This is a genomic window from Streptomyces paromomycinus (assembly GCF_003865155.1).
Taxonomy (GTDB): Bacteria; Actinomycetota; Actinomycetes; order Streptomycetales; family Streptomycetaceae; genus Streptomyces; species Streptomyces chrestomyceticus.
In genome coordinates, this window is record NZ_BHZD01000001.1 from 1987101 (window position 1) to 2012530 (window position 25430).

20 protein-coding genes are annotated in these 25430 nt (G+C 71.4%); 10 read left to right on the top strand and 10 right to left on the bottom strand.

The window, feature by feature from the left end; translation table 11 throughout:
- Positions 1-362: 362 nt before the first annotated feature.
- Positions 363-3725, top strand: coding sequence for an ALF repeat-containing protein (locus OEIGOIKO_RS07900; RefSeq protein WP_170251638.1), 3363 nt, complete (start codon positions 363-365; stop codon positions 3723-3725).
- Between the two features lie 67 nt (positions 3726-3792).
- Positions 3793-4191: a hypothetical protein gene (locus OEIGOIKO_RS07905; RefSeq protein WP_125053183.1), complete on the top strand. Its 399-nt coding sequence runs from the start codon at positions 3793-3795 to the stop codon at positions 4189-4191.
- 407 nt (positions 4192-4598) lie between these two features.
- On the opposite strand, the gene OEIGOIKO_RS07915 is transcribed toward OEIGOIKO_RS07905, so the two are convergent.
- Together OEIGOIKO_RS07915 and OEIGOIKO_RS07920 are read right to left on the bottom strand one after the other, a co-directional pair.
- Positions 4599-5195, bottom strand: a complete 597-nt coding sequence (locus OEIGOIKO_RS07915) for a ribonuclease FAU-1 family protein (RefSeq protein ID WP_125053185.1) — start codon at positions 5193-5195, stop codon at positions 4599-4601.
- A 248-nt stretch (positions 5196-5443) separates the two neighbouring features.
- Positions 5444-6751 carry a PAS domain S-box protein gene (locus tag OEIGOIKO_RS07920; RefSeq protein ID WP_174857135.1) on the bottom strand — a complete coding sequence of 436 codons (1308 nt, stop codon included), beginning with the start codon at positions 6749-6751 and terminating at the stop codon, positions 5444-5446.
- A 378-nt stretch (positions 6752-7129) separates the two neighbouring features.
- Between OEIGOIKO_RS07920 and OEIGOIKO_RS07925 the strand changes: the two genes are divergently transcribed.
- Genes OEIGOIKO_RS07925 through OEIGOIKO_RS07935 form a run of 3 tightly spaced genes read left to right on the top strand, consistent with a single transcriptional unit; the run spans position 7130 to position 12095 of the window.
- Positions 7130-8638, top strand: a complete 1509-nt coding sequence (locus tag OEIGOIKO_RS07925; RefSeq protein ID WP_125053187.1) for an ATP-grasp domain-containing protein — start codon at positions 7130-7132, stop codon at positions 8636-8638.
- On the top strand, positions 8635-10647 hold the full coding sequence (locus OEIGOIKO_RS07930) for a PEP/pyruvate-binding domain-containing protein (RefSeq protein ID WP_125053189.1): 2013 nt from the start codon (positions 8635-8637) through the stop codon (positions 10645-10647). Before OEIGOIKO_RS07925 ends, OEIGOIKO_RS07930 begins: the two co-directional genes overlap by 4 nt.
- Entirely contained in the window at positions 10644-12095 is a 1452-nt protein-coding gene (locus OEIGOIKO_RS07935; RefSeq protein ID WP_125053191.1) for an MFS transporter, read from the top strand. The genes OEIGOIKO_RS07930 and OEIGOIKO_RS07935 overlap by 4 nt, the downstream gene beginning before the upstream one ends.
- On the opposite strand, the gene OEIGOIKO_RS07940 is transcribed toward OEIGOIKO_RS07935, so the two are convergent.
- The 3 genes from OEIGOIKO_RS07940 to OEIGOIKO_RS07950 form a co-directional block, all read right to left on the bottom strand.
- Positions 12038-12718 (bottom strand): hypothetical protein, encoded by a 681-nt coding sequence (locus tag OEIGOIKO_RS07940; RefSeq protein ID WP_246177262.1) that lies wholly within the window; start codon positions 12716-12718, stop codon positions 12038-12040. The two genes, OEIGOIKO_RS07935 and OEIGOIKO_RS07940, sit on opposite strands and share 58 nt — an antisense overlap.
- Before the next feature lie 257 nt (positions 12719-12975).
- Positions 12976-13779: a thioredoxin domain-containing protein gene (locus OEIGOIKO_RS07945; RefSeq protein WP_170251640.1), complete on the bottom strand. Its 804-nt coding sequence runs from the start codon at positions 13777-13779 to the stop codon at positions 12976-12978.
- Between the two features lie 399 nt (positions 13780-14178).
- Positions 14179-14619 carry an SUKH-3 domain-containing protein gene (locus tag OEIGOIKO_RS07950; RefSeq protein WP_125053195.1) on the bottom strand — a complete coding sequence of 147 codons (441 nt, stop codon included), beginning with the start codon at positions 14617-14619 and terminating at the stop codon, positions 14179-14181.
- Between the two features lie 213 nt (positions 14620-14832).
- Between OEIGOIKO_RS07950 and OEIGOIKO_RS07955 the strand changes: the two genes are divergently transcribed.
- The 5 genes from OEIGOIKO_RS07955 (at position 14833) to OEIGOIKO_RS07975 (ending at position 19807) form a co-directional block, all read left to right on the top strand.
- A complete protein-coding gene (locus tag OEIGOIKO_RS07955) occupies positions 14833-15546 on the top strand; it encodes an FG-GAP repeat domain-containing protein (protein ID WP_170251642.1) in 714 nt (237 codons plus the stop codon).
- Between the two features lie 356 nt (positions 15547-15902).
- On the top strand, positions 15903-16487 hold the full coding sequence (locus OEIGOIKO_RS07960; RefSeq protein ID WP_125053199.1) for a phosphatase PAP2 family protein: 585 nt from the start codon (positions 15903-15905) through the stop codon (positions 16485-16487).
- Positions 16488-16672: 185 nt separating this feature from the next.
- On the top strand, positions 16673-17179 hold the full coding sequence (locus OEIGOIKO_RS07965) for an aldo/keto reductase (protein ID WP_125053201.1): 507 nt from the start codon (positions 16673-16675) through the stop codon (positions 17177-17179).
- A gap of 292 nt (positions 17180-17471) precedes the next feature.
- On the top strand, positions 17472-19016 hold the full coding sequence (locus tag OEIGOIKO_RS07970) for a class-II fumarase/aspartase family protein (RefSeq protein ID WP_246177264.1): 1545 nt from the start codon (positions 17472-17474) through the stop codon (positions 19014-19016).
- Positions 19013-19807 (top strand): methyltransferase domain-containing protein, encoded by a 795-nt coding sequence (locus OEIGOIKO_RS07975; RefSeq protein WP_125053204.1) that lies wholly within the window; start codon positions 19013-19015, stop codon positions 19805-19807. The genes OEIGOIKO_RS07970 and OEIGOIKO_RS07975 overlap by 4 nt, the downstream gene beginning before the upstream one ends.
- A gap of 38 nt (positions 19808-19845) precedes the next feature.
- Here OEIGOIKO_RS07975 and serC read toward each other — a convergent pair whose 3' ends face one another.
- The 5 genes from serC to OEIGOIKO_RS08000 form a co-directional block, all read right to left on the bottom strand.
- A complete protein-coding gene (gene serC, locus OEIGOIKO_RS07980) occupies positions 19846-21000 on the bottom strand; it encodes a 3-phosphoserine/phosphohydroxythreonine transaminase (RefSeq protein WP_125053206.1) in 1155 nt (384 codons plus the stop codon).
- Between the two features lie 62 nt (positions 21001-21062).
- The gene (locus OEIGOIKO_RS07985; protein ID WP_125053208.1) at positions 21063-22448 is read right to left on the bottom strand and encodes a glutamate-cysteine ligase family protein; all 1386 of its coding nucleotides are present in this window, start codon (positions 22446-22448) and stop codon (positions 21063-21065) included.
- Positions 22449-22495: 47 nt separating this feature from the next.
- A complete protein-coding gene (locus tag OEIGOIKO_RS07990; RefSeq protein ID WP_125053210.1) occupies positions 22496-23185 on the bottom strand; it encodes an O-methyltransferase in 690 nt (229 codons plus the stop codon).
- Positions 23185-24348 (bottom strand): amidohydrolase family protein, encoded by a 1164-nt coding sequence (locus OEIGOIKO_RS07995; protein ID WP_125053212.1) that lies wholly within the window; start codon positions 24346-24348, stop codon positions 23185-23187. Before OEIGOIKO_RS07995 ends, OEIGOIKO_RS07990 begins: the two co-directional genes overlap by 1 nt.
- Positions 24349-24856: 508 nt before the next feature.
- The gene (locus OEIGOIKO_RS08000) at positions 24857-25318 is read right to left on the bottom strand and encodes a VOC family protein (RefSeq protein ID WP_125053214.1); all 462 of its coding nucleotides are present in this window, start codon (positions 25316-25318) and stop codon (positions 24857-24859) included.
- Positions 25319-25430 lie beyond the last annotated feature (112 nt).

Below are 25430 nucleotides of genomic sequence, written 5' to 3' on the forward strand. Positions count from 1 at the left end.
GGTGACTCACTTTTCGCTCGGTGAAGGCTGAAGGGAGCAAACCGCCCCCAGCGGAAGGATTATCACTTGGCGTCACACACCATCAAACTCTGGAGCTTTGTTATCAAAGCGTCACCCGTCCGCCTATCGGCTCACGTATCCATCGATACCCGGGTGCCCATTCGCCCTCAACTGGCGTGAAACAGCGGGCAGTTGACGCGCCGCGCCTGTCGCCGCACTCCCGCCCACGAGCCCGCCACCCGCAAGAAGCCCCCATTGTCAAGGTTTTGTAAGTGTGATCATCTTTCCGGACGCGTGGCCGCGCTTCTCGACTTCAACAAAAGATCCCGGATGGGGAAGCACCTGACATGAAACCGTCAAGCATGTCGCGCCAAGTTCGGCAGCTGCGCGGCAGACTCACCGCCGTGGCCGCTGCGGCCACGGCAGCGGTGATATTCGGTACGACCGCGGCGCACGCGCTCCCGGCGCAGCCCGGCGAAGCGGCGCCCGCGCAGGACGCCCGCGCGCGGGCCGTGGAGGCGTGGAAGGCCGGCGGCGCGGCGACCAAGCGGGAGGCCGTCAAGGCGCTGACCGGCTCGGCCGCCGACATGAACGCGTTCCTCGGCGGTGCGCTGCACCGGGCCGAGGTGGAAGACGCCCGGTTCGCCATCCTCAAGACGATGGCGAGCGCCGGCAAGGGCGTGTCCGCCGCGTCGGACAAGGCACTGACCGGTTCCGACGAAGAGGTCCTCGCCTTCGTCAAGGACGGGTACGAGAAGCCGCTCCAGGACGACAGGCGCTTCGCGGTCCTGCGCGCCATGAACGCGGGCGGCAAGGCCGTCAACCGCGAGGGCCAGCGGGCCCTGGACGACGGCGCCCCCGAGGTGCTGGAGAAGTTCCTCCAGGAGGGCCTGGAGAAGGCCACCAACGAGGACAACCGCTTCGAAGTCCTGCAGGTGATGAACTCCGGCGGACCGGCCGTCAAGCAGGCCGCCGAGCGTGCGCTGAACGGGGACGCACAGGACATCGCCGAGTTCCTGGAGCGCGGCCAGGAACTGGCCCGGGCGCGCGACCAGGAATCGATGACGATCGCGCAGCTGGCCCACGTCGCCACCGAGGCCGGCAAGAAGGCCAAGATCCAGACCGACGAGGCCCTGGAAGCTGCCGAGGTCGCGGACAAGGCCGCGGCGAAGGCCAAGGCAGCCGCCGAGGAGGCGGCGCGGCAGACCGCGGAAGCCAAGTCCGACGCGGACAAGGCCGGCCGCTTCGCCACCAAGGCCGCGCAGGCCGCTGAGGGCGCCGCCGATGCGGCCCGTACCGCCATCCGCGCCTCCAACAACGCGGTGGCCGCGGCCCGTACGGCAGCGCGCGCCGCCTCCAACGCCGCCTCCGCCGCTGCCGCGGCGGGCCAGGCCGCGGCCCGCGCCTACCGCGCGGCGAACGCCGCGGTGTCGGACGCCGGACAGGCCAAGGCAGCCCGCCAGGCCGCCGAGCAGGCACGCGACGCGGCGGCGGGTGCCCGTACCGCCGCAGCCGCGGCCGGCCAGGCGGCGAACGCCTCCGCGGCGGCCGGCAGGTCCGGTGCCGCGGCGGCCAGCGCCGCCCGCAACGCGGCCGCGGCGGCCGAGGCCGCCGCGCAGTCGAGTGCCAACGCGGGAGCCGCGCAGGCCGAAGCGGCCCACGCCAGGCGGGCGGCGGCCACGGCCCGTGCCGAGGCCAACCGCGCGACCACCGCCGCCAACAGCGCGGTCTCCCTGGCCGATCAGGCGGCCAAGGCCGCCCGCCAGACCCGTATCGCGGCCGAGAACGCGGCCGCGCACGCGGACGCGGCGGCCAAGGCTGCCGACAAGGCCGCGGACGAGGCGGGCAAGGCGCAGGACGCGGCCAACAAGTCCAAGGCGCACGCCGCCGCCGCGCTCAAGGCCGCCGAGACGGCCGGTGAGGCGACCGAGCAGGCCACCGAGGTCTTCAACGTCGCCCGGGCCGCCGAGAAGAAGATGCTGGAGGCCGACCTCGCCGCGTCGCTGGAGCAGGCGCGCGACGCCAAGCGCTTCGAGGACGAACTCAAGCCGGTTCTCGCCAAGCGGGAGACGCAGGCCGCCCAGACGGGCGAGGAGACCAAGCGGCTGATCTCCGAGGCCGGCGAGAAGCTGGGCAAGGACGACCAGGGGGCCGTACAGGTGGCCCGCCAGGCTGCCGTCAACCTGCTGTCGAGCCAGGGCACCTGGACCCGCGCGGCGGCCGAGGACGCCCTGTCGGGCTCCGACGAGGACATGAAGGCGTGGGTCAAGCAGGACCGGATCGACGCCGAGCACCAGGACGACCGGGAGAAGACCGTCTTCTTCAGCCGGATCGGCACGCCCCGCACGGCAGCGGCTGCCGAGGACGCGCTGGCCAAGGGGCCCGAGGCGGTGCAGGAGTTCCTGACCAAGGGGGCCTTCGAGGGGCAGAAGGAGGAGTACCGCTTCCAGATCCTCAAGGTCGTCAACGAGGCGGGCAAGGCGGTGAAGGACGCCGCGACCAAGGCGCTCGACGACGGCTCCACCGAGGCGCTGCACTCCTTCCTCACCGAGGGCTACACCAAGGCGCAGGCCGAGGACGACCGCTTCCAGGCGCTGCGGCAGCTGGAGCAGGGCGGCCCGATGATGAAGGCCGCCGCGCAGGTCGCCCTTGAGGGCACCGACACCATGCGCCGTGTCTTCGTCGAGCGTGCCCAGTACCGCGCCGCTCAGGCGGACCAGGACACGGCGGCCCACACCGCGGCGATGCAGGCCCAGATCAGCGTCGCGGCGAAGGCCACCTCCCAGGCGTACGAGAACGCCGAGACCGCCATGGAGGCCGCGGCCCGCGCCCAGGGCAAGGCGGACGACGCCAAGAAGTACGCCGCTCAGGCCCAGGCCAAGGCGAAGGAGGCCCAGGGCCACGCCAACCGGGCGCAGGAGTTCGCCAACCAGGCCGACAAGTCGGCCGCCTCCGCGGCCGCCTCCGCCAAGAAGGCCAAGGCCGCGGCCGCCAAGGCGCAGGTCGCCTCCCGCCAGGCCAACTACTCGGCCACTCAGGCCACCCACTCCGCACAGCAGGCGGTTGCCGCCGCGGCCGGCGCCCAAGCGTCGGCCAGCCGTGCCAGGGCGGCCTCCATAGAAGCCGGCAAGGACGCGGCGGCCGCGCGCGTGGCGGCCAGCCAGGCCAAGCAGATCGCCTTGCAGAAGCACCAGGCCGAGCAGCGCGCGGCCGCGGAAGCCGCACGCAAGAGGGCCGAGGAGGCCGCGAAGCAGAAGCAGCGGCCCGAGGACGACGCCAAGAACGACAAGGCCGAGCTGCCCGGCAGCAAGGGCGGTGGCGGCGGCGACGGCGGCAGCAGTGGCGGTTGCCCGCCGGGGAAGCAGACCTGGTGCGACTGGGCCGGTTACATGGGTGAGACCAGCACCTGGACCGGCTGGGCCGCTGCAGCCGCGAACCTGATTCCGGCCCCGGGCGTCGCGCAGGGCGTCAGCGCTGTCGCGGGAGGCATATCCCTCCTCTCAGGAGTCGGCAGCAGCATCTTCACCGGTGTCGCCTACGGATTCGGCAGCGATGAATTCTGGGCGTCCGCGCTCGGTACCACCGTCGGCTTCGTCGGCGGCAAGTTCAAGGGCGCCGTCTCGAAGGGTGCCGGTCTAGTAAAGTCGGCAGGCACGAAGGCCAAGGAAGTGTTCGGCGACGCCGCCGGTTCGATCTATTCGGGCGTCACCAGCTTGTTCGGCTGACCGACCCTTTTGTAGAGCTGAGCTGTGGGGCCCGCTCGCGGGCCCCACAGTGGTAAGGGAGAGAACCTTGCACGCCCCGAACATCCCCGTAAATGTCTGGTGGATCATCGCTGCCGGCATGACGGTCCTTTTCCTCGCGATCTGGCTGCCCATGATGCCGACGTCCCGGGCCAAGACGCAGATCGCCATGATCCCCCTCTTCGGTATTGTCTTCCTGACGGTGCTCGGGAAGCTCCGGGGGCACGATGTCACAAAACTCCTCTCCATCTATTCCACCGTGTCCGTCGGGCTGATTCTCGGTGTCATAGGGCGGCGCGCGGACATGCTGATAGCGGTGAAGCAGGGTGAGGACCCGCTGGGCACGCCGGCCAGCAAAGCGGGCCCGGCGAACAAGCGGCTGACGATTCAGCTGTCCGTCGGATTCGTCGTGGCGTTCGCCCTGTGGGCATGGCTCAACTGGGGTTGACTCCGGGCGGCATCCGCGAGCAGGTCAGTCCGCTCATCGAGCAGTCAGGCGCCTGACGGGCAGAGCCCGTGTCAGGCGCCTTTTCGGATGCCTGGAAGAACTCCGGCCCCGGCCTTGTGCGAGCGAACAGGAGCGGATCGGGGCGCGCCAGGAGTCCGCTGGATGTGTCATGCCGTCACCAGCTCACCAGCGGCGCGACGCGGGTGGGGACAACTCTCGGAACCCGGCCCCGATTCCGGACGGTGCGGACCCGACTCCGGAAGGCGTCCTTTTGTGGTTCACCAGCCAGGCCATGCAGCGGACACCCTGGTTGATCATGCCTGCGTCAGCACCGCGCTCGTACTCGACGATCACAGAGGCCTCGTTCTCGTCGAGCCCCGGCTGAGCCTGCCATGGCGCCATGCGTTTCAGGAGTGAGTGCTCAGCGGTACGGCGTCCGGGACCGACCAGTCGGCCGGAGGCGACCAGTGGGCCCACCTCTCGTCCCACCACCCGGAACCGGTCTCGATCATTTTCACCACCTGCCGCGCCTCGGCCCGTACGGAAGCCGCCTCACCCGGCCGGAAGCCGCCGGTCCGCTCCCGCTCCTCGAACTGCTCGACGTCCTTCCACCGGTAGGGACCGCCGTCGCCGGGGATCCATATGTCGAGCTCCTGGTCCAGGGTGTCGAAGCCCGCCGCGTGGCGCCGCATGGGCTCCTGGAAGTTGATGTACCAGCCGGAGAATTCCCGCCCCTTCCAGAACAGCCACACGGAGTAGCCGTCGCCGGGACGCTGGAGCTGCAACACCCCGGGGGACTGCCAGGCATGCTCGAAATGTATCCACGGATGCAGCCCCCAACGGAAATCACCGGTCCCGAAGGTGAGCGGAGTTCCCTGCGCGAGGAAAACCGCCAGCAGCTCAGGACCGTCCTCGACCACCCGCACGGGATAGACGATCCATGCCCGGCCGTCCAGTAACTCACGGCGCTCGATGATGTGCCCCGGACGAAAGAAATGGCTCATGCCCGCACAGTACCGCGCCGGCGCGGGACGACGGCGACTGTCACCGACAGCGTGACAGGCCGTCAAATTGCCATTACAGCAGGCGGTTCACGCGTATCCCGATGTCACCCACGCCGTTTACGCAAGGTTCGCGCTCGCCTCAAATGTGGGCGGTCGTACGCACCGGATCCGGAGCGCGGCTGCGGCTGCCTCCGGAAGGGCCCTTCTCGGGGCGGGCGGGCCCCGGTCACGGGCGCGGCCCGCGCGTCTCAGCGTGAGCCGAGCGGGTCGCGGGTCGCGGCCGGGCGCGGCGGCCAGGCGCGGGGGGCGAGGATGCCCAGGACGTAGGCACGGGCGACGAGGGCGGGCCTGGTCTCGGCGCCCAGCAGGTCCCGGAGCCGGCTGAGGTGGTAGTCGACCGCCTGCCGGGAGAGCTTCAGCGAGGCGGCGATCTCGGCGTTGGTGCTGCCGCCGGCGAGGAGGGACAGTATCCGGATCTGCGCGGCGGTGAGCGGCGGGTGGGCCTCGTGGGCGATGCTCTGGTCCGTGACGACGGCCCACACGTGCGCGACACGGCCGACGGGCCCGCTCACCGTGGACAGGTGGAGCCGCGCGCGGCGCTGGCGCCCCTCGGTGTCCAGGAGGACGGCGGAGGTCTCCGCCCGCCTGATGCGGCGGGTGATCAGTCCATCCCAGGCGCGACGCAGGGGGCGGAGGTCGGGCGTGGCGGCGAGCAGGGTGTGCGCACGGCGGCCGACGAGGTCGGACAGGCGTGTCCGGAACAGTTCGGCGGCGGCCGTACCCGCCTGTTCGATACGGCCGCCGACCGAGAGCAGCGCGCAGGGCAGACCGCTGTAGTCCCGCAGCGCGCGCAGGTTCTCCTCGGCCTCCTGGCGCTGGCTCGTCGCGCGGACGTGGTCGGTGATGTCGACGTAGATCCCGGCCACACAGGTCCGGCCGTTCTCCTGGACCGGGAAGCGGTGGCCGGCCGCCTGTCCCTCACTGCCGTCCGAACGGTGATAGCGCAGGTGGTGGCGGACCGGCTTGCCGCGGCGGAGGATCTCCTGGTCCAGCGCGCGGAACTGGGCGGCGTCGGAGGGGGTGTCGAAGTCCTCGATACGGCTGCCGACGACCCGCTCCGGTGTGGTGCCGTAGAGATGCGCGTAGGCGTGATTGGCCCATAAGTAGCGGCCGTCGCGGTCGCGGAGGAAGGCCGCGGCCGGCGCGAAGTCGGCGAAGTCCGCGAAAGCGGCGTACGGCCGGCCGCTCGCGGGCTGCGTACCGGCCTCCATCGCGAACCCGCGCGTCCAGCCCCGGCTCCCGTCCTGGGGCCAGCTCACGTTGAAGGCCCGGCCGTCGAACTGGACCAGGGGCCGGCCGCCTCGGAGGGCGTCCCCCGGAACGGACAGCTCTTGGCGCGCGCGGTCCAGGAAGCGCTGCGCGGTGGGCAGGTCGGCGAAGGCCCCGCCGCCCCGCTCCTTGACGCGTCCCTGCTCGTCGGCCTCCCACCAGGACACGGGGAGGCGCTCCAGCAGTGCTCTGAGACCGGGATCGTCCACGACGGCCTTTCCGTCCATGTCCCCACCGGGCGGCGGGAAGTGACATGGCGATGCCTATCCCGTGCGGGGTCCGGCCATGCTCGGTTATCGGCCGACTGCGGTACGTGAGCGCACTGCCGGGGCTGCTCGCCATAGGCGATCCGCACCCTTCGCGCGCACTCCAACGATGTCCACGACTTTGGCATTTGCCTGATTGGTGCCCGCCTCCGGCGGCATTTCCGGCACCCGCCTTCTGATTCCCTTGTGTATGCCGCCGGTTACCCGCCGTGTTCTACGCGGGTTGCGTCACCGTGTCCGGGTCCCGGCCGGTCAGCGGGGTCCGGCCACCGCCCGACGCCCCGGACGGACCAGCGAACAGACAAGTGACAAGCGACAAGCGACAGGAGACGAATTTCCGTGAGCACGGTGCTGTTGGTGCACGCCAAGGGCGGTCCGCCGCTCGGCCACGTCCTGTCCCGGGCAGCCGCGCGAGCGGACGTGCACCTGCTGGCGCTCAGCGCGCTTCCGCCGTCGGTCGCCGAGTCCGCGGATCGGCTGTGCGCCTCGGTCGTGCTGCCCACCGACGCGGAGCGGGCCGACCTGGTCGCGCTGATCGTCGCGCGGGCCGAAGCCGTCGGCGCGGACGCGGTTCTCACCTTCTCCGAGTACGCGGTCGTGGCCGTCGCCGAGGCGTGTGCGGCGCTCAATCTCGCCGGGGCGGGAGAGGCCGCCGCGCTCGCCCGCGACAAGCGGATGATGCGGCACACCTGGCATCGGCACGGCCTGCCGCAGCCCGCGTTCCGCCCCGTCGCCACCGAGACGGACCTCCACGAGGCCGTCACCGCCCTGACCGCTCCCCTGCTGCTGAAGGCGGCCTGGAGCGCAGGCTCCACCGCCCACCAGATCATCGCTTCCCCGCAGGAGGCCGACGCCGCTTGGCAGCGCTCTCGCGAGACCATGGACCAGTCCGCCCGGCTGGGCTTCGCCGAACTCCATGTGGCCGAGGCAGCGGGACACTTCGTGGTCGAAGAGATCGTGACCGGAGACACCGCGGGCTGGTTCGACGAGCCCGGCTGGGGCGACTACGTCAGCGTCGAGGGCGTGGTGACCGGCGGCGTCTTCCGGCCGGTCTGCGTCAGCGGCCGGATGCCGACGGTGCAGCCGTTCACCGAGCGCGCCGGCATCACGCCCGCGTCGCTGCCCGCGGACCTCCAGGACCGCGTCGTCGCCCTCGCCCGGGAGGCCGTCGACGCTCTCGGCCTGCGCGACTGCGGTACCCACACCGAGATCAAGCTCGGCGCCGACGGTCGCATGTGGCTGATCGAGACGGCCGCCCGGTTCGGCGGGGCGATGACTGTCCCGCAGATCGAGGAGGTGTTCGGGCTCGATGTCGTCGGCATGCTCGTGGACCATCTGCTGGGCCGTCCGGTCGCCTGGCCCGAGCGGGTCCTCGGTCCGGAGCAGGCTCGGGGCGCCGCGGGTTCCCTCGTCGTCCTCGCGGTGGACGGCGGCGGCGCGGCCTGGCGGGACCGCAGGCTGTGGGACTTCCCCGTGGTGCGGGAGGCCGTCGCGCTGAGCGAGGGCAGCACGCTCTCGGTGGTACCGGAGAGTTCCCTGCCCGACGGCAGCACCGTGCCGGTCTACGACCCCGCCGGCGGCGCCAACACGATGGCGGCCCTGTGCCTGCTCTCCGCAGCCGACGCGCGCACCGTGCTGCGCGACTTCACGGCTCTGGTGGACGCGCTGCCCTACGTGCTGCCGCCCGCCGTACCCGCCGCGCCGCGGTCGGAATCCGTCGCACCCGCCGCACCGCGGTCCGGGCCCCCGGCCGACCGGCCCCGGAACGTGACCGCACCGTCGGCACCCGTGTCCCCCGCCCGCCCGCGCGTCCGGCCGGCCGTGCCGTCCGAGGGAGTCGCCGTATGACCACCACTTCGCTCCCCGTCAGCGTCGCGGATCCCGCGACCGACCGCACGGTCGTCGGTGAGAACCTCTCCCTGCCGCTGTTCCGTACGCTGTCCGGGGCCCTTGCGGGCCACCCGTACCTCAAGGTCGTCGTGGACCGCGCCGAGGCCACCTGGCACCTGCTCGACACGGCCGCCCACCCGTTCCACGTGAACTACATCGCCACCCGTGTCCTCGGCATGAGTCTCGACGAACTCGACTCCGCCCTGGACGAGTTCAACGCGTCCGTCTACATGGACCCCGGGCGCCGTTTCCTGCTCGGGGTGCTGTCCCTGCACACCGACGAGGACCGGGAGGGCCGCGAGCGCACCTTCCTCGTGCTGGAGACGACCGAGGCCGACACCATGCACGGGGAGTTGCTGGAGTTCTTCTACACCTTCGTCCGGGAGCGGGTCGACGGCAGGCTGCCGCTCCTTCTCAAGCCCGCCAACCACGGCCAGGAAGAGGCACTGGCCTCGGTCAGCGAGCAGCGCGTGCCGCGCATCCTCGGTCACGAACTCTTCGGCTCCCGGGTCCGCATGCCGCTCAACACCGGGGAAGCCACCGGCCGGCTGCGCTGCTTCGAGACCGTGGCGGAGTACGAGGCGGCAGCCGGCGGGCTCGGCTGGTCGGACATCGTCGCCATGCCCTGCCTGCCGGACGGCGTGCGGCGGGTGGCCGGGTTCATCAACACCGCGCCCATCACCCCGCTGTCCCACACCAACGTCCTCGCCTCCGGGTGGGGCATCCCCAACGCGATCGTCCGCGACCTGGAACAGCTCGTCGAGAAGGACGGCCTGGACGGGGCCTGGGTCCGCTACCGGGTCCGCGCGGACGAGATCACTTTGGAGCGGCTGGAGGAGGCTCCCGAGCTGCGGGCCCCGGCCTGGCACCAGCAGCGCATCCGCCTGGAACCACCGCTGCTGGAGGACACGCCCGTACTCTCCCTGCACCGGCTGCGCAACGCCGACCGGGACCGCTACGGCACCAAGGCGGCCAACCTCGGAGAGCTGCACCACGTGCTCGACAGCCGCACGGCCGATCTCACCGCGTTCTACGGCCGCCCCCGCCCGCCCCGTAAGAACCTGTACGGGCACCTCGCGGCCCGGCTCGGCCTGGACGCGCCCTCCGCCGCCGAACTCCGCGCGGCCGCTTCCTCCTTCGTGGCCGGCACCGTCGCGGCCCCCGAGGGTGTGGCCCTGCCGTTCTCCCTCCTGCACCGCTTCCTCACCTCCTCCCCCGCGCTCCAGCAGGGCATCGGCAAGTTGAAGATGGCGCTCGAACTCGACGCCATGGACGTCCTCGACCCGCTCTGCCTGCAGATCCAGCACCTGATCCGGCACACCGCGCTGCCCGACGCCGTCGCCGGGGAGATCACCCGGTCCTTCCCCGGCCCGCTCGCCGCGGGCGGCCGTCTCGTGGTGCGCTCCTCCTCCAACGCCGAGGACCTGCCGGGCTTCTCCGCGGCAGGGGTCTACGACTCCGTCACCACCGTCCGCGGCACCGGCGAACTCCTCGACGCCGTACGGCAGGTATGGGCCTCCCTGCTCTCGCCGCGCAGTGTGCGGCTGCGCCACCAGGTGGGCATATCCCTGGACGACACCTACATGGGCGTGATCATCCAGGAGTACGTCCCCGCCGCGCTCGGCGGCGTCCTGGTGACCTGCGACCCCACCCGGCGCGAGGACTTCCGCAACGTCTACCTCAACTGTTCGCCGGGCTCGCCCGAACAGGTCGTCGAGGGTGAGGTGCTGCCGCAGCAGTACCTCTACAACACCGTCGAGGGCGGCGGGCGCACCGTCGCCCTCGGTTCCTGGAGCGAGGGCCTGCCCGCCGCCACCCGGGCCCGGCTCGCCGACCTGTCCCTGACCGGCCGGCTGCTGCAGTCCCACTTCAGCGCCCCCGAGGTGGACGGCCCCCTGGACATCGAGTGGCTGCTGACCGACCAGGGCGACTTCCGCCTGGTCCAGATCCGCCCCTACGCGCTGTGAGCCCCCGCCTCCCGCGCTCCGCGGCGCGGCCCGCTGCCACGCCCCTGACCGGCACCGCCCGGCGTATCGTCCGGCTCAACTACGGCTTCCAGCTGCTGTTCAACCTGCTGTGGTGGATGCCGGTGTTCTACGCCTACCAGAAGGACGCAGGTCTCTCCGACGGGCAGATCTTCGGTATCCAGAGCATCTACTACGTGGCCTTCTGCCTCTTCGAGATCCCGACCGGGCTGATCGCCGACCGGATCGGTACCCGCAACTGCCTGCGGGCCGGCGCCGTCGTGATGACGGCCGCGAACCTCGCCCCGGTGGTCAGTTCCTCGTACTCCGGTTTCCTCGTCCACTTCCTCGCCATCGCCGCCGGCCGCTCCCTCACCTCGGGCGCGGCCAGCGCCTACCTGTACGACGGGCTGCGCGCCGAGCGGTGCGAGGAGCACTACCTCAAGGCGGAGGGGACCGCCCGGGCACTCGGACTCGCCGCGAAGATCCTGTGCTGGCCCCTGGTCGGGCCGCTGATGGTCCTCGTCCACCCGGCCCCGTACCTGCTGAGCGCCCTGAGCGCGGCGGGCTCCCTGATTTGCGTCATCGCCCTGCCCCGGACGGCGACGCAGGCTCGCGGTACGGCCTCGCCGGACCGGGCCGGAAAGCCCCGACCGGCACGGGGCGGGCGCGGCACCTCGCTGGGCGACGCGAAGGCCGCGCTGCGCTGCGTCGTCTCCTCGCCGTGGCTGGCGCTGGTCATGGTGCAAGGCGTGGCCGTGTTCACCCTGTCCAGGATCTGCCAGGTCAACCTCTTCCAGCCGATCCTGCTCGACCACGGCATCGGCGAGTCCGCACACGGCGGGGTGCTCGCCGCCATGACGGTGGCCGAGGCCGTGGGCTCGGCACGTCCCCAGTGGCTGGGCCGCCGCCTGCCACCGGTGGCCTGGGTCTCCATCCTCAGTCTCGTCCTCGCGGGCACCTTGGCGGGCATCACCCTCGGCGGACCGTGGACGGCCGTCGCCCTGCTCTGCGTGTTCGCCGCCGCGGCCGGCTTCGCCTACCCGATCCAGCGCAAGCTGGTCAACGACGCCGTACCTGCCGGCGCCCCACGGGCGACGCTGCTGTCGGTCGAGTCGATCGTGGACCGCGCGGTGTGCGCGCTGGCGGCCGTCGCCGTGGGCGCCTACCTCTCCGCGGGCCACCTGGACGCCCTGCTCTGGCACAGCGCCCTGGCGACCGCGGTGCTGCTCGGCGCCTTCCAACTGGTGCTGCGGAGCATGCGGACGCGGCGCGGTGCGGAGGGGGTTGTGGCCCTAAAGGCGACAGAGGCGGCAGAGGCGGCAGAGCGGCCGGGTTCCGAGGCGGCAGAGGAGCCGGGCTCCCGCACGGGCACAGACGCACCCGCGACGGTTCAGGCGCGCCCCCGGGAGCCGTACGCCAGCCACTCGACCACTCGGGCCGGGAGGTAGGCGGGGCGGAAGGGCCGTCCGACCTGATAGGGCACGTAACCGAGCGAAGCCGCCACGTACGTCTCCTCGGCGGTCTCCCCCTCGTAGACGAGGCGGCAGCCGTGCGCCGCGGTCTTGGCACGCTTCCAGAGGACGGGCGCCGGCTTGCGCTCCGCCTCGGTGCGCGGCGTGAGAATCCGGTCGCCGAAGTCCTCCCAGGCGAACGGGACGGGTCCCTTCCATGCGCCGTCGACCTCCTTCTTCAGGGCGGCGGCGCGCTCGGCGTCCGTCTTGCCCCACGAGGACGGCACGTTGGTGATCAGCCCGACCTTGATGTGCCGCTCCCGCAACGTACGCAGGTACGCGGCCGCACCCGGCAGGTAGCTGATGCCGGAGTCCGCGGCCGTGTGCACCAGAGTCTCGCCCAGGTCGAAGTAGACGACGGCACAGCCACGCGCCGAAGGCGTCCGAGCCCCGGCCGGAACGCCGTGCGACACGTCCGCCGGCACGGCCGCACTCGCCGCGGTACCCAGCATGACCGACGCCACCGCGGCGGCCGGCAACGCCAGACCGACACGGAAAGGGATACGGGTACGGATACAGGTACGGGTACGGAAGAAGCCACGAAACAGGACCCTCTGCATGGCGATCGGCGCCTCTCTCTTCGACGCGCCCCACAGACGCGCCTCACGTCAGCCGCGTGACCAACAGACGCACGAAGTGCCCGTACGGCCCCTCGCGCCCCCGGAAGAGACCCGCTCCCCCGTCATCGCTGTTTCCCGCCATACCCCCGAACAGCACACGCCACTCACCGACACGCACTGCTCATTGACGTTGCCCGCTGCCTCGGCGGTGGCCGGGAACGCGATACGCAGCCGACGCCCGCGTCACCGCAGTCGCCTCACCCCTTCTCCCCACGCACCTGCCGGACGAACTCCCGCGGAGAGACCGGGGCACCGTCATCACCCAGCACGGTGACCGCCGAGCCATCGAGAGTGACGGCCGGCAACGCGTCCTCATCACCTTCCTGGTTGTGGGCCGCGGCCACCTTCTTCGCCCAGGGCAGATAGGTCAGTTCCCGTACGGCCTTGTCGAACGCCGACGTCCGCAGCCCGTCCACCCGGCCCGCGATCCCCAGCAACGTGTCCGCCGATGCCAACGCGTCACCGTCCCACTCCTCCCGGCCCGACCGCCCCGCGAGAACCGCACCGAGATACCGCACGAACTCCTCCGGCCCCTCATCGGCCGCCGCCCCCAACGCGTTGACCGCCCTCCGCGAGCCTTGCCCACCCCGGGCATCATCCTCGACAGTGGCGAGCCGATACTCGATCCGGTACGCGCCCTTGCCGGCGAGCTCCCGCATGGTCCGCCCCAAGGCGCCCTCCATACGAGCGCAGGACGCACTCCGCGGGTCCACCACAACCGCCAACGTGTGCCGCGCGTCGGCCTTCCCGTACAGCACGGAAGTCCGCTGCTCCCCCACCGTGTTGGCCGGCACGACGAGCGGCTTCCCCGCCGCCTCGTCTTCCGCCCCACCACCAAGGGCGAACACCACACCGATCACCGCGGCCACCACCACAACCGCCCCGACAACCGAGAACCGCCACCGCGCCCGCCTCCTACCGGCATCCCGCGCACGCTCGACCTTCAGCCGCTCCCGAGCCGTCCGAGTATCCGGGTTCGAGTCTCCGCCCGCGTGGTCCATGTGCTCTCCCTGCCCGCGCCGCCCCGCTTGGTTGCCCTGGTGCAACCGGCTGGTCATTCTGCTGCACCGTGCCGCCTCCGGACAGCTTCCCTCCGCCGTCACTCATGGGGTCGTGCCGCTGCACGTACTGCCGTTCCGGGGGCACTACGCCCTCCGGCACTCGTCAGTCACCCGCTCCACAACCCCACCGAGACCACCAACGGTCCAGAGACCGGCGCCGACCCGCTGTCTGCACACTGGCCGTCCGCTGACACTGCCGTCACCACTGCCCTCAGACACCCCGGCGACCCCACCGAAAAAGATTCGGAGGGGCCGCTGCGGCATTTCCGAGCGTCACCTGGTACGGAACTTCGACCGTGGCCTCCGTACCGCAGCGATGCGACGTGGTGACGAAATATTTCAGCTGGGCGGGCCGAGCCTTTCTGGCGCGACTCCCGTAACGAGATGCCCCAAGGCCAGATCCCCTACACCGTATCTGGACGCCCCAGCCCCAAGGCGGTAGATGTCGCCCTCTTCATCGATCGCCAGGAAGAATTCCCCTTGCCCCACTTCCCCCAAAGGGAAGAGTCCAAGACCGAACAGCGCGGAGAGCTCCGCAAACCTTTCCCCTTCTCCGACGGCGAGCTCCGGATCGAACTCGAACGGCTCCCGCGCGCAGGTGATTCCAGGCCCGTCGATATCGACTCGAAGTCCACCGAACTCCTGAAGGAACACCTCGGCCGCGGAATGCCAGGTGAACTCTGCCGCCGACACCTTCCATCGAGCAAGGTCAACCCGCCGACCCGGTAGCCAGCCGGAACGCCGCAGAACATCCTCTACTTCTCGGGAGAACCGAGGCATCTACGGCGCCCTCCTGAAATCGATCTTGAAGTGCGCGACCAACACCTTGCAACTATCGCACGGGCCGATGAGCTTCTTGAAGTTCTTGTTCGTTCTGGTGCGCCCCACGGTAGCGGCAGCGGTTGCCCCGGTCGGATCGAGCCCGGCATCCAGGGCTTGCGTCAAACACTGGACCAAACCGCAAACGGCGACGGCGGGAATCTCGGCACGCCGTTGACCGCCGCCGAGTCCGGATTCGAGAACACCCTGATCACCCGTCGCGGCGACTACACCAACGACGGTTACGAGGACCTGGTCGCCCGCCACGCCGACGGCACACTCTGGGTGTACGCCAACACGGGATTCGGTGAGATCGACACCGACAACGCCCAGGAATTCACGCAGTTCGCCCCCGAGCTGGACCCGGCCAAGATCACTCAGATCACCTCCCTGGGAGACATCACCGGCGACGACTACCCGGACCTGCTCGCCCGTGTCGGCGACGGTCTGTGGTTCCTGGCCGGCCACCCCAAGGGCTACGTCGAGGACGCCTATCCGCTGGCGGACTCCGGCTGGGGCCGCCGCGATCTCGTGGCCCCCGGCGACCTGACCGGTGACGGCCGGCCGGACCTGCTCGTCCGCGACGACACGACCGGCCAGATCCTGCTGCATCACGGAGCGGCGGACGCGGCCACGGGCGGCACGGACCCCGTGAGCCTGGTGAACGGCACCACCACCGTCTACGGCTCCAGTGGCTGGTGGCGGGCCAAGCGGCCGCTGCTGGCCACGCCCGGTGACGCGAACGGCGACAAGCTCACGGACCTGTGGGCCACCACCGACGAGAACACCGGCACACTGCTGTACCACCCCGCCAAGGGCACCATGCACGGCACTCCGGTGCTCGTCGGTAACGGGGGTTGGCGGACCTCGATCAGGTCCATCACCTGACCGGCGCACGCACCGTACGCGGCCGGTGCCCCCACGCCTTCGGCAAGGGACGCCGGCCGCTCGTACGTTTTCCGCGCCGTCGTGCGCCGGGCCCGGCGCAAGGCCCCGTCCGCCTGTGGCCGTACGGCCGGCCCACGGCCATCCGGACGCCATCCGGCAGCGGCGGCGCGGGGTCCTGCCTCCCTGGCCCGCAGGGGCACTGGGCCACTGGGCCGGCCACGTGATGTTCTCGTATGTCTTGCGCTGGAGTAGCGCCCCGGGTGAACAAACACCCCCCGGTGACTGCACCGGCACACCAGCCCGCCACCATGGCCGGGCACAGGTGCAGGACCTGCTCAACCCCCGGAGACAACCGTATGACGACCACCGCCTCGACCACGACGGCCGCGCGCGCCGTGACCAACATGTTCCAGCCCCGCAACGTCCTCGTGGTGGGCATGTCGGGCATCGGCCTGGCGGCCGCGGGCGACTGGACCGGCCTGCCGTGGGGCCTGCTCGGCGCGCTGTGCGCCGGACTCGTCCCGGCCGGGTACATCGAGTGGCAGCGCAAGCGCGGCACCTGGGGTGACCGGCACGTCGTGGACCGTACGCAGCGTGGCCCGATCTTCCTGGTGATCCTGGCGTCCCTCGGGCTCGGGGCGCTCGTCATGGTCCTCGGCCACGCCCCGTCCGGCATCCTCGTCGCCATGCTCGCCCTGTGGGCCATGACCGTCGTCCTCCTGGCCGTCAACACGGTCTGGAAGATATCCGTGGACTCCGCCGTGGCCTCCGCGGTCCCCGCCCTGCTCGCTGTCGTGCACTCGCCCTGGTGGTTGGCGGCCTGTCTGCTCACCGCCGCGGTGTGCTGGTCCCGCGTCGCGCTGACGTACCACACCGTCGCCCAGACCGTGGCCGGCGCGTCCTGCGGCGCGGTGACCGCCGCGGCGTTCCTCGTCACCTGACCGACCCGGCAGAGGGAACTGCCGGAGCACGATCACGCATACCGGTTCGCCGTCAGTGCCCCGCTGAAGTCGCGAAAACGGGCACGCCGTCCTCCTGCGCTCCGGGGCGTACGCCCCCGAGCCCGGCGAACTCCGGACCGGGACGTATGGCGTCAGAACGCACTCCCACTCCCAGGTTCGCCGGTGTGCGATACATCAGACTTGGAACGACCGGACTGGAAGTCTCCGCCATCACCCTCGGCTGCATGAGCTTCGGCGAGCCGGGCCGGGGCGGTGAGCCCTGGTCGCTGGGCGCGGACGCCAGCCGGGACATCGTCAAGCAGGTCCTGGTACGGGGCAGGCTGACGCGGGCCCGAGGCACCGCCACGGCGCGTGCCGGGACCGACGAGGGCGGCAGGATCCTCTACCGCGACGGGGACCAGGCAGTGGTCGAGCGCGTCCAAGAGATCGCGGGCAAGCGGGGTCTGTCCCCGGCCCAGGTCGCCCTGGCCTGGGTCATGCGCAACCCGGCGGTGACCTCACCCATCGTCGGGGTCACCAAGCCGGCCCAGCCGGCCGACGCGGTCGCCGCGGTGGACGTCGAACTCGACGCAGACGAGGCCGCCTACCTGGAGGCGCCCTACCAGCCACACGCGGCCGTCTACCTGGAGGAGTCCTTCTACAAGTCGCGCCCCGTGGCGGGCTCCCGGTAGTCCGGGCTACCGGGAGCCCGGACTACCGCCGGGCCTTCGGCCTCGTCCCCCGTGTCCTGGACCTGGACCTGCCCGACATCACCGTCGACGGGCACGGCAGCGGACGGGACACCTACCGCTGTGGGTGAAGAGAACCTTCCCGCCGGGTACGGCTCAGCGGCCGCCCCGGAACACCCCACAGAACCACCCCCGCGCACCCTATTGGCCCCGACTCCCCCGTGTGGTGCCATGAGGCGAGTTCTGCCGGGATGACCGAAGTGACCTAGAAGCGACTCACTGAATGCGAGGATTCATGGCTGTTTCTCGCAGGCACCAGCAGGCACCCGCCCCGTACGGGGACGGCCTCCCGCACGGCCCCGCCGCGCCCCCGCCACCGGCGTTCGGGGGTGACGGCGGCCGCACGGCGGCGGAGTGCGGGCACGAGCGGGGACACGTACTGGATTCCCTTTTCCACGGGCAGGGGTACGCCACGGCCACCAGCCGCCGGATCTTCTGCGACCGATGTCGGCTGCAACGATGGCTCCGGGTGGAGGCGGCCTTGGCGGCCAGTCAGGAACGGCTCGGCATGCTCGCGCCCGGAACGGCGGCGCAGGTGGCCCAGGCCTGCGAGCCGGGACGGATCGACCTGGCCTCCCTGGCGCCCGAGTTCCGCCGTACGGGCCACTCCCTCGTCCCGCTGCTGCGCGGCCTGGCGGCGGCGTGCGAGGCGGGCTCGGGGGAAACGGTGCACCTGGGAGCCACCACCCAGGACATCCAGGACACCGCGCAGTCCCTGGAGATGCGGGACGTGCTCGACGAGGCGGACCGGGAACTCGCCGCCATGACGGCGCGTCTGATCGCGCTGGCCGGGGCCCACCGCGACTCCCTGATGGTGGGCCGCACCCACGCCCAGCCCGCGCTGCCGATCACCTTCGGCCTGAAGGTGGCGAGCTGGCTCGACGAACTGGGGCGGCACGGCGAGCGGCTGGCCCAGCTGCGCGAACGGGCCCTGGTGGCCCAGTTGCACGGCGGTGTCGGCACCATGGCCGGGTTCCAGGGGCGCGGACAGGAACTGCTCACCGACTTCGCCGCCCGCCTCGGGCTCGGCGAGCCCGTCGTCGGCTGGCACGTCGCGCGGGACCGGGTGGCGGAGTACGGCACCACCCTGGCCCTGCTGACGGGGACGCTGGCCCGGATCGCCGAGGAGATCCGGGTTCTCTCGCGCGCCGAGGTCGGCGAACTGTCCGAGGGCTGGGAGTACGGACGGGTGGGCAGCAGCACCATGCCCCACAAGCGCAATCCCGAACGCTCCGAACAGGTCGTCCTGCTGGCCCGGCTGGCCCGCTCCGCCGCCGCGCTCGGCGTCGAGGGCATGGTGCAGGAGCACGAGCGCGACGCGCGCGGCCTGCGGATGGAGTGGGTCACCGTCGCCGACGTGTCGCACTACACGCTGGCGGCGCTGGCGATCCTGAACGAGGTCCTCGCCGGGCTCCAGGTGCACCGCGAGCGGATGGCGGCGAACGCGGCCTCGGTGGCGGAGTTCCTGTGCACGGAGGCGCTGATGCTGGCGCTGGGCGAACGCATCGGCAAGCAGAGCGCGCACACCCTCGTCTACGCGGTGAGCCAGCAGGCACAGAGCGACGGCCGCCCGCTGCGCGCCTGCGTACGCGAGTGCGTGGACATCACGTCCCAGATCCCCGCCGCCGCGCTCGACGACCTGCTCGACCCGGCCCGCTACGTGGGCGAGGCCGGCGCCCTGACCGATCGGGCGGTGGCCCGTGCCCGGCTCCGGCCGCCCGGGGAGCTCGGGACACCCGACGCCCCCCGGCCGGCCCGCGCGGAGGAGGTGCCCTCATGACCGCACTCCTGCGCTTCGACGGCGAACGGGCCTGCGAGGCCGACATCGAGGCGCACACCCCCGAGATGCGCGGGCAGCGGCAGCATCTGCTCCGGCAGCTCGCCGTGACGCCCGGGCAGCGGGTGCTGGACGTCGGCTGCGGCCCCGGCTACCTGATCTCGGAGCTGGTGGACCCGGTCGGCCCGGACGGCGCGGTGTGCGGCATCGACATCAGCGCGTCGATGCTGGACCTGGCGCGGGCGCGGTGCGCACCGGCCGGAGCGCGGGTGAACCTGGTGGCGGGGCGCTGCGAGGAGATCCCGTTCCCTGACGCGTCGTTCGACGCCGCCGTCTCCTCACAGGTGTACGAGTACGTCGGCGACATCGAACGGGCGCTGGCCGAGCTGTACCGGGTGCTGCGCCCGGGAGGCCGCGCGGTGATCCTCGACACCGACTGGGACTCCCTGGTGTGGCACTCCGCCGACCGCCCCCGGATGCGGCGGATCCTCACCCTGTGGGAGGACCATGTCGCCGACCCCCGGCTGCCCCGGCGGCTCGGCCCGCTGCTGCAAGAGGCCGGGTTCGCCGAGGAGAGCCTGACCACGCTGACCTTCCTCAACCGGCGGTGCCACCGCGACGCCTACAGCTACTGGCAGGTCGGCTTCATCGAGGCGTTCCTCGCCGGCCACCCCCGCGCGGACCCGGAGGAGACCAAGGCCTGGGGCCGGGAGCTGCGCGAACTGGACGCGGCGGGGCAGTACTTCTTCAGCCTCGGGCGGTACGCGTTCACGGTGGTCAAGCCGGGAGACTGAGCCGGACGGGGGTGGAGCGGGGCGGCTGCCGCCCCGCCTCACCCCCGTACCCGCGCGAACTCCCGGAGGAAGTCCGCCAGCGCCCGTACGCCCTCCAGCGGCATCCCGTTGTAGACCGACGCCCGCACCCCGCCCACCAGACGGTGCCCGGCCAGCCCGAGGAGCCCCTCCTCCCGCGCGCGCTCCAGGAACTCCGCGGTCAGCGACTCGTCGGCGAGGCGGAAGACGATGTTGGTGACGGAGCGGTGGTCCGGGTGGGCGGTGGGGCGGTAGAACGCCGTACGGTCCAGTTCCTCGTACAGCAGCCGCGCCTTGGCCAGGTTCGTCCGCTCGACCGCTGCGAGGCCGCCCTGGTCACGTATCCATTCCAGCGTGAGGGAGAGGACGAAGACGGCGAAGGTGTTCGGGGTGTTGTCGAGGGACTTGGACGCCGCGTGGACGGCGTAGTCCAGCAGCCGGGGTGTCTCGGGCAGCGCGTGGCCGAGCAGGTCGTCGCGGACGGTCACCAGGGCCGTGCCGGCGGGTCCCAGGTTCTTCTGGAACCCGGCGTAGACGATGCCGAACCGGCCGTGGTCCAGCCGCCGGGAGAGGATGTCGCTGGTGGCGTCGGCCACCAGCGGGGCGGGGCAGTCCCGCGGAAAATCGTTCCAGCGGGTGCCGTAGACGGTGTTGTTGCTGGTGAGGTGGAGGAAGGCGGCGTCCGCCGGACAGTCCCGTACGGACACCTCCGGTATCCGGTCGAAGCCGCTGCCCTCGCTCCCGGCGACGGTCACGGCGGTGCCGTAACGGGCCCCCTCGCGCTGCGCCTGCTGGGCGAACAGGCCGGTCACGACGTACCCGGCGGTGCGGGTCGGTGACCGGCCGATGAGGTTGAGCGGCACGGCGGCGCACTGCATCCGGGCGCCGCCGTGCACGAAGAGCACATGGTGGTCCTCCGGGAGCCCGGTCAGCTCCCGGTACAGCGCCACGGTGGTGTCGAGCACCCCGGTGAAGCGGGGGTGCTTGTGGCTGATCTCGACGATCGAGGCACCGTCGCCGGCGTGCGCCGCGAACTCCTCGCGCACCCGCCGGGCCACCGGCCGGGGCAGCGTCGCGGGCCCCGCGGAGAAGTTGTACGCGTCCCGGGCGCCCCGGGGCTCCGGCGGCGTGCCGGAAGCGCCCCGCCGGTTCCCTGCCGCCTGCCGTCGGCCCATACCGCCGCCCTCCCGGTCGTCCGTACGTCCTCACGTGCGCGCCAGCCGCCCCGCCAACTCCCTCAACACATCCGCAGCCCCTCCACGAACGCCTCGATGCCCTCGGAACGGACCTGTGCCACAGCGTCCGTCGCCGGGCTCGTCCGGTCCCGAAGCCGCCGGGCCAGCGGTTCCAGCTCCTCGGCGGGCGCCACCGGGTCGCGGCGCAGCGACTCGGCCGCCAGGTCCAGGGCGCGCCGCCCCCACTCCGGCAGCGGCACCCCGGCGACCTCGGCCGCCCAGCCGCGGGTCTGGACCTCGGCGGCGGCCGTACGGGCGTCCTGGAGCGACCAGCCGCCGAACAGGTCGCGGCAGCCCTCGACGTCGCCCAGCCAGCCCAACAGGACGGCCAGCCACGCGAACGTCTCCTCCCGGTTCATCGTGGGCAGATGGCGGATCTCGACGAAGGTGCCGCGCCCGCCGTCCCGGAGCACCGCCTCGCCCCGGCCGGCCGCCACCGCCTCCAGCGCCTCGGCGACGGTGCACGACTCGTCCAGCCGCATCCGTACCCGTACCGCCGGCCAGCAGAAGACCAGGCCGGACGCCAGGTCGGCGGTGGTGCAGTGCAGGATGCGCTTGGTGCCGTCCGGGTCCACGAACTCGGCGTGGCCCGTCTCGGCGAACTGCCACGTCGTCAGCTCGGGCACCAGCGGGGTGTGCGGGACGCCGTGCCGGGTGACCTCGAAGATCGGCAGCGCCCACGCCTCGCGCATGTAGTCCGCCAGGCTGCCGTACAGGTGGCGGGGGTAGTGCAGGCGGTGGGCGAAGAACGGGTTGGTCTCGGACAGTTCCGTGTAGCCGCGCAGTCGCAGGGAGTGCCAGGGCTGCACCCGGCCGCCGAACACCGCCGAGTTGGCGCCCCACGCGAAGATCAGCGGCGTCATCTTGACGAGCGTGTTGCAGGCGTCGATCACCCGCGGCAGCGGGACGTCGACGTTGAACTGGACGGCGGCGAACCCGGGCCAGGCGTCGCTGGCGTAGTGGCCCGGGTACCGCTCGGCCTGGGCCAGCCACAGGTTGTAGTGCGCCTTGTCGGCCAGGTACGGGCCGCCGAGGGTCTCGGTGAGCGGCTGGCAGCCGTGTGCGAGGGCGGACAGCCCCTCGGCCGCCAGGGCCGGGAACACCACGTCGTCCAGCGTGCGGTGCCAGGCGGCCTTGGCGGCGGCGAACCCCTCTTCCGGCGGCAGGGCCGCCTCGACCGTGCAGACGCCGTAGTCGTTGCCCACGTCCAGGGTGCCGTGGTCGCGGGCCGACCGGGCGCCGACCAGCGTGCCGGTGGTGGCGTCGTGGTACGGGTCGAAGTCCGGGCGGGCGGCGAGCCGTTCGAAGACGGACCGGACGGCCGGGCGGTCGGCCGCGGCCCCCCGGCGGTCGACCACGGGCAGCTCTGACTCGATGCCGATCTTCATATTCCAGGCTCTCCGTCGGAAGAGGGGGCGTCGGTGGCGGGGCCACGCTAGGGCCCGGAGCCGGGCCTTCGCGGAACGCCGGGCCGCGCTTCACGCTTTACGGTGAACTCGACCCCGTCCCCGATCTTCAGCACCTGGCTCTGCGCGTCCGGCACACCGCCTACGTGCCGTCGGTAGGCGGCGATGACCTCGGCGTTCTTCTTCGGGACCAGGATGTTGTCGGCGACCACCAGCCCGCCGGGACGCAGCGCCGGCCAGCAGGCGTCGAAGTCCCGTACGTACAGCTCCTTCCAGTGGTCGAGGAGGACGAGGTCGACGGGGCCGGGCAGGGTGGGGACGAGGGCGGGCGCCTCCAGCGCGGTCAGTTCGACGACGTCGGCGAGCCCCGCCTCCGCCACGTTGTCCCGCTGCTCGGCCTGTTTCGCGGGGTCGACCTCGATGGAGTACAGGCGTCCGCCGGTGGCCCGTACCGCCTCGGCGAGCCAGAGGGTGGAGTAGCCGACCGAGCCGCCGACCTCCACGACCGTACGGGCGGCCATCGCCCTGACCAGCGTGTTCAGCAGCTGACCAACGTCCGGACCGACATCGAGCATGAAGGCCCCGGCGCGGTCGCGCAGGGCGGTGCCGCCCTGCGCGCGCAGCGCGTCCAGCTCCCGCTGCTCTTTGAGGGACCGTTCCTCCAGCCCCGCCAGGACAGCCGTGAACCGGATGTACGGGTCCGCCGGAACCGGCCCCATCAGCCGATCCCGAAGAAACGACGGGCGTTGTCGCACAGCAGCCGCCGCTTGGCCGCCTCGTCGATGTCCTCCCGGTCCGCCAGAGCCGTGACAGCCCCGGGGAACTTGGCGTCAAAATGCGGAAAGTCGCTCGCGAACAGCAGGTTCTCCGCCAGCCCCTGCTCGATCAGCATGGGCAGCAGCGGATCCTCCGGTTCCACCCCCAGGTAACACTGCCGCTTGAAGTACGTACTGGGCCGCTCGGGAAGCGGCGGCCGGTCCTTGGCGAACTGCTCGGCGTGATCGTCCATCCGGTTGAGCCAGAACGGGGCCCAGCCCGCCCCGCTCTCCATGAACGCGAACCGCACTCCGGGGAAGCGCTCCAGCACACCGCCGGTGATGAGCAGCATGACCGCCGTCATGTGCTCGAAGGTGTGGCTGACGAGGTGGCCCTGCATGGTGTCGTGGGTGCGTTCGGTGCCGATACGGGGGATACGGGCGACCCCGAACCCCTCGTGGAAGCAGACCGCCACGTCGTGTTCCTGACAAAACTCCCACAGCAGGTCGTACACCTGGTCGTCGACGTTGGTGCCGGCCACGGTGTTGGGCCGCAGGATGACGGTGCGCACCCCCTGCTCCAGGGCCCGGCGCGCCTCGTCCACCGCCAGCACGAGGTCGTGCTGCGGCAGCGCGGCAACCGGGAACAGCCGCTCCCGGTCCGCGGCGCAGTAGGCCAGCACCCAGTCGTTGTACGCCTTGGCGACCTCGTACGCGAACGCCGAACTGCGCAGGGCCGGAAGCAGCCCGAGCACCTTGGACGGGAAGATGTAGGCGCGGCTGATGCCCTCCCGCTCCATCGCGGCGAGCCGGTCCTTCGGATCCAGACCGCCGCGCCGCAGGGCGTCGAGCACGTCCACGGCGGCCGGATCGTCGAACTTCCAGCTGCCAGGGGTGTAGGTGGCCCCTTGAGAACCACCGAACCAGGCGGCCTGGGTCGGCCGGCCGTGAAAGGTGGACGAGGGCTGTTCGATGACCCGCCCCTCGGCAGTCAGCCGATCGTCCCGGTAGGACGGCATCCAGGCGGCATACTTCTCGGGTAACCTCCCCCGCCACCAGTCGTCGGAGTCGGGCAGCACGATGTGGCTGTCGGCGTCGATGACGGGGTAGTCACGATGAGCGACCATGTACCACTCCTTCGGGAGATCCCGGGAAGGTCTGTCGGTCGGCGCACCCGGCCCGCGGGTCCGCACACGCGCACTCAGGTCGGTGATGGTTGCCGATGGTTGGCGCGCCCGTACGGATGTCGTCCCCGCGTCCGAGACTCCGGACCATTGTGGCCGCCCCACGGGGAAAGGGAAGACCGCCGCTCGGTCAATGGAGTCTCAGGCGGTTGTTGGCGTCACTTCCGTACCGTTGGTGTCTTCTGTGGGTGGATGGTCCCCGATGAAGTAGGTTCAGCGCAGTCGACAGCCGCCTTTCCGCTGTCGCAGAAGAGGTAGTTGACCACGTGTCAGGTGGGCCGGAATGCTCGACAGCAAGGAAAAAACACCGGCCCTCCTGGTAACGCCGCTGGTCGCGTCCTGTGGTCCCCGCGTGGGCGGGGGTGGCCCCTCCAGCGGGACGTCGGTGGTGTTCAGCCCCTTGTGGTCCCCGCGCGCGGGGCCAGCCCAGCCGCCCTCCCCCCGGACCGCCTCAGTCCAAACAGAACTCATTCCCCTCCGGGTCGGCCATCACGATGAATCCGGCGCTCATCGGAGGAGCCGGCTCATGTCGGCGTACCCGTGTGGCTCCCAAGCCGACGAGGCGGTCGCACTCGGCCTCCAAGGCCGCCATACGCTCCTCGCCCTCCAGCCCAGGAGCCGCGCGGACGTCCAAGTGGACGCGGTTCTTGGCCGTCTTGCCCTCTGGCACCTGTTGGAAGAACAGGCGGGGGCCGTGTCCGTCCGGGTCCTCGATGGCGGATCTGGTGTTGCGCTCGCCTTCCGGTACGCCGATCCGCGCCAGGAAGTCGTCCCACGCGGCCAAGGGGTCGGCGCCCTCGGGCAGGTCGGCTCCGGGCGGGCCGGGGTGGACGTAGCCCAGCGCGTCGCGCCAGAAGGACGACAGGGTGCGCGGGTCGTGGGCGTCGAAGGTGAGTTGGAGGTGGCGGCTCATCGGGTTGCTCCGTTCGTTACGGGGTGTGTGGGCGGTTTCCGTCGAGTTCGGCGGCTGCCCATGGAGATACCGTGACACCTCTGGCGGACAGAATCGGTCCGCTATTGCGGGA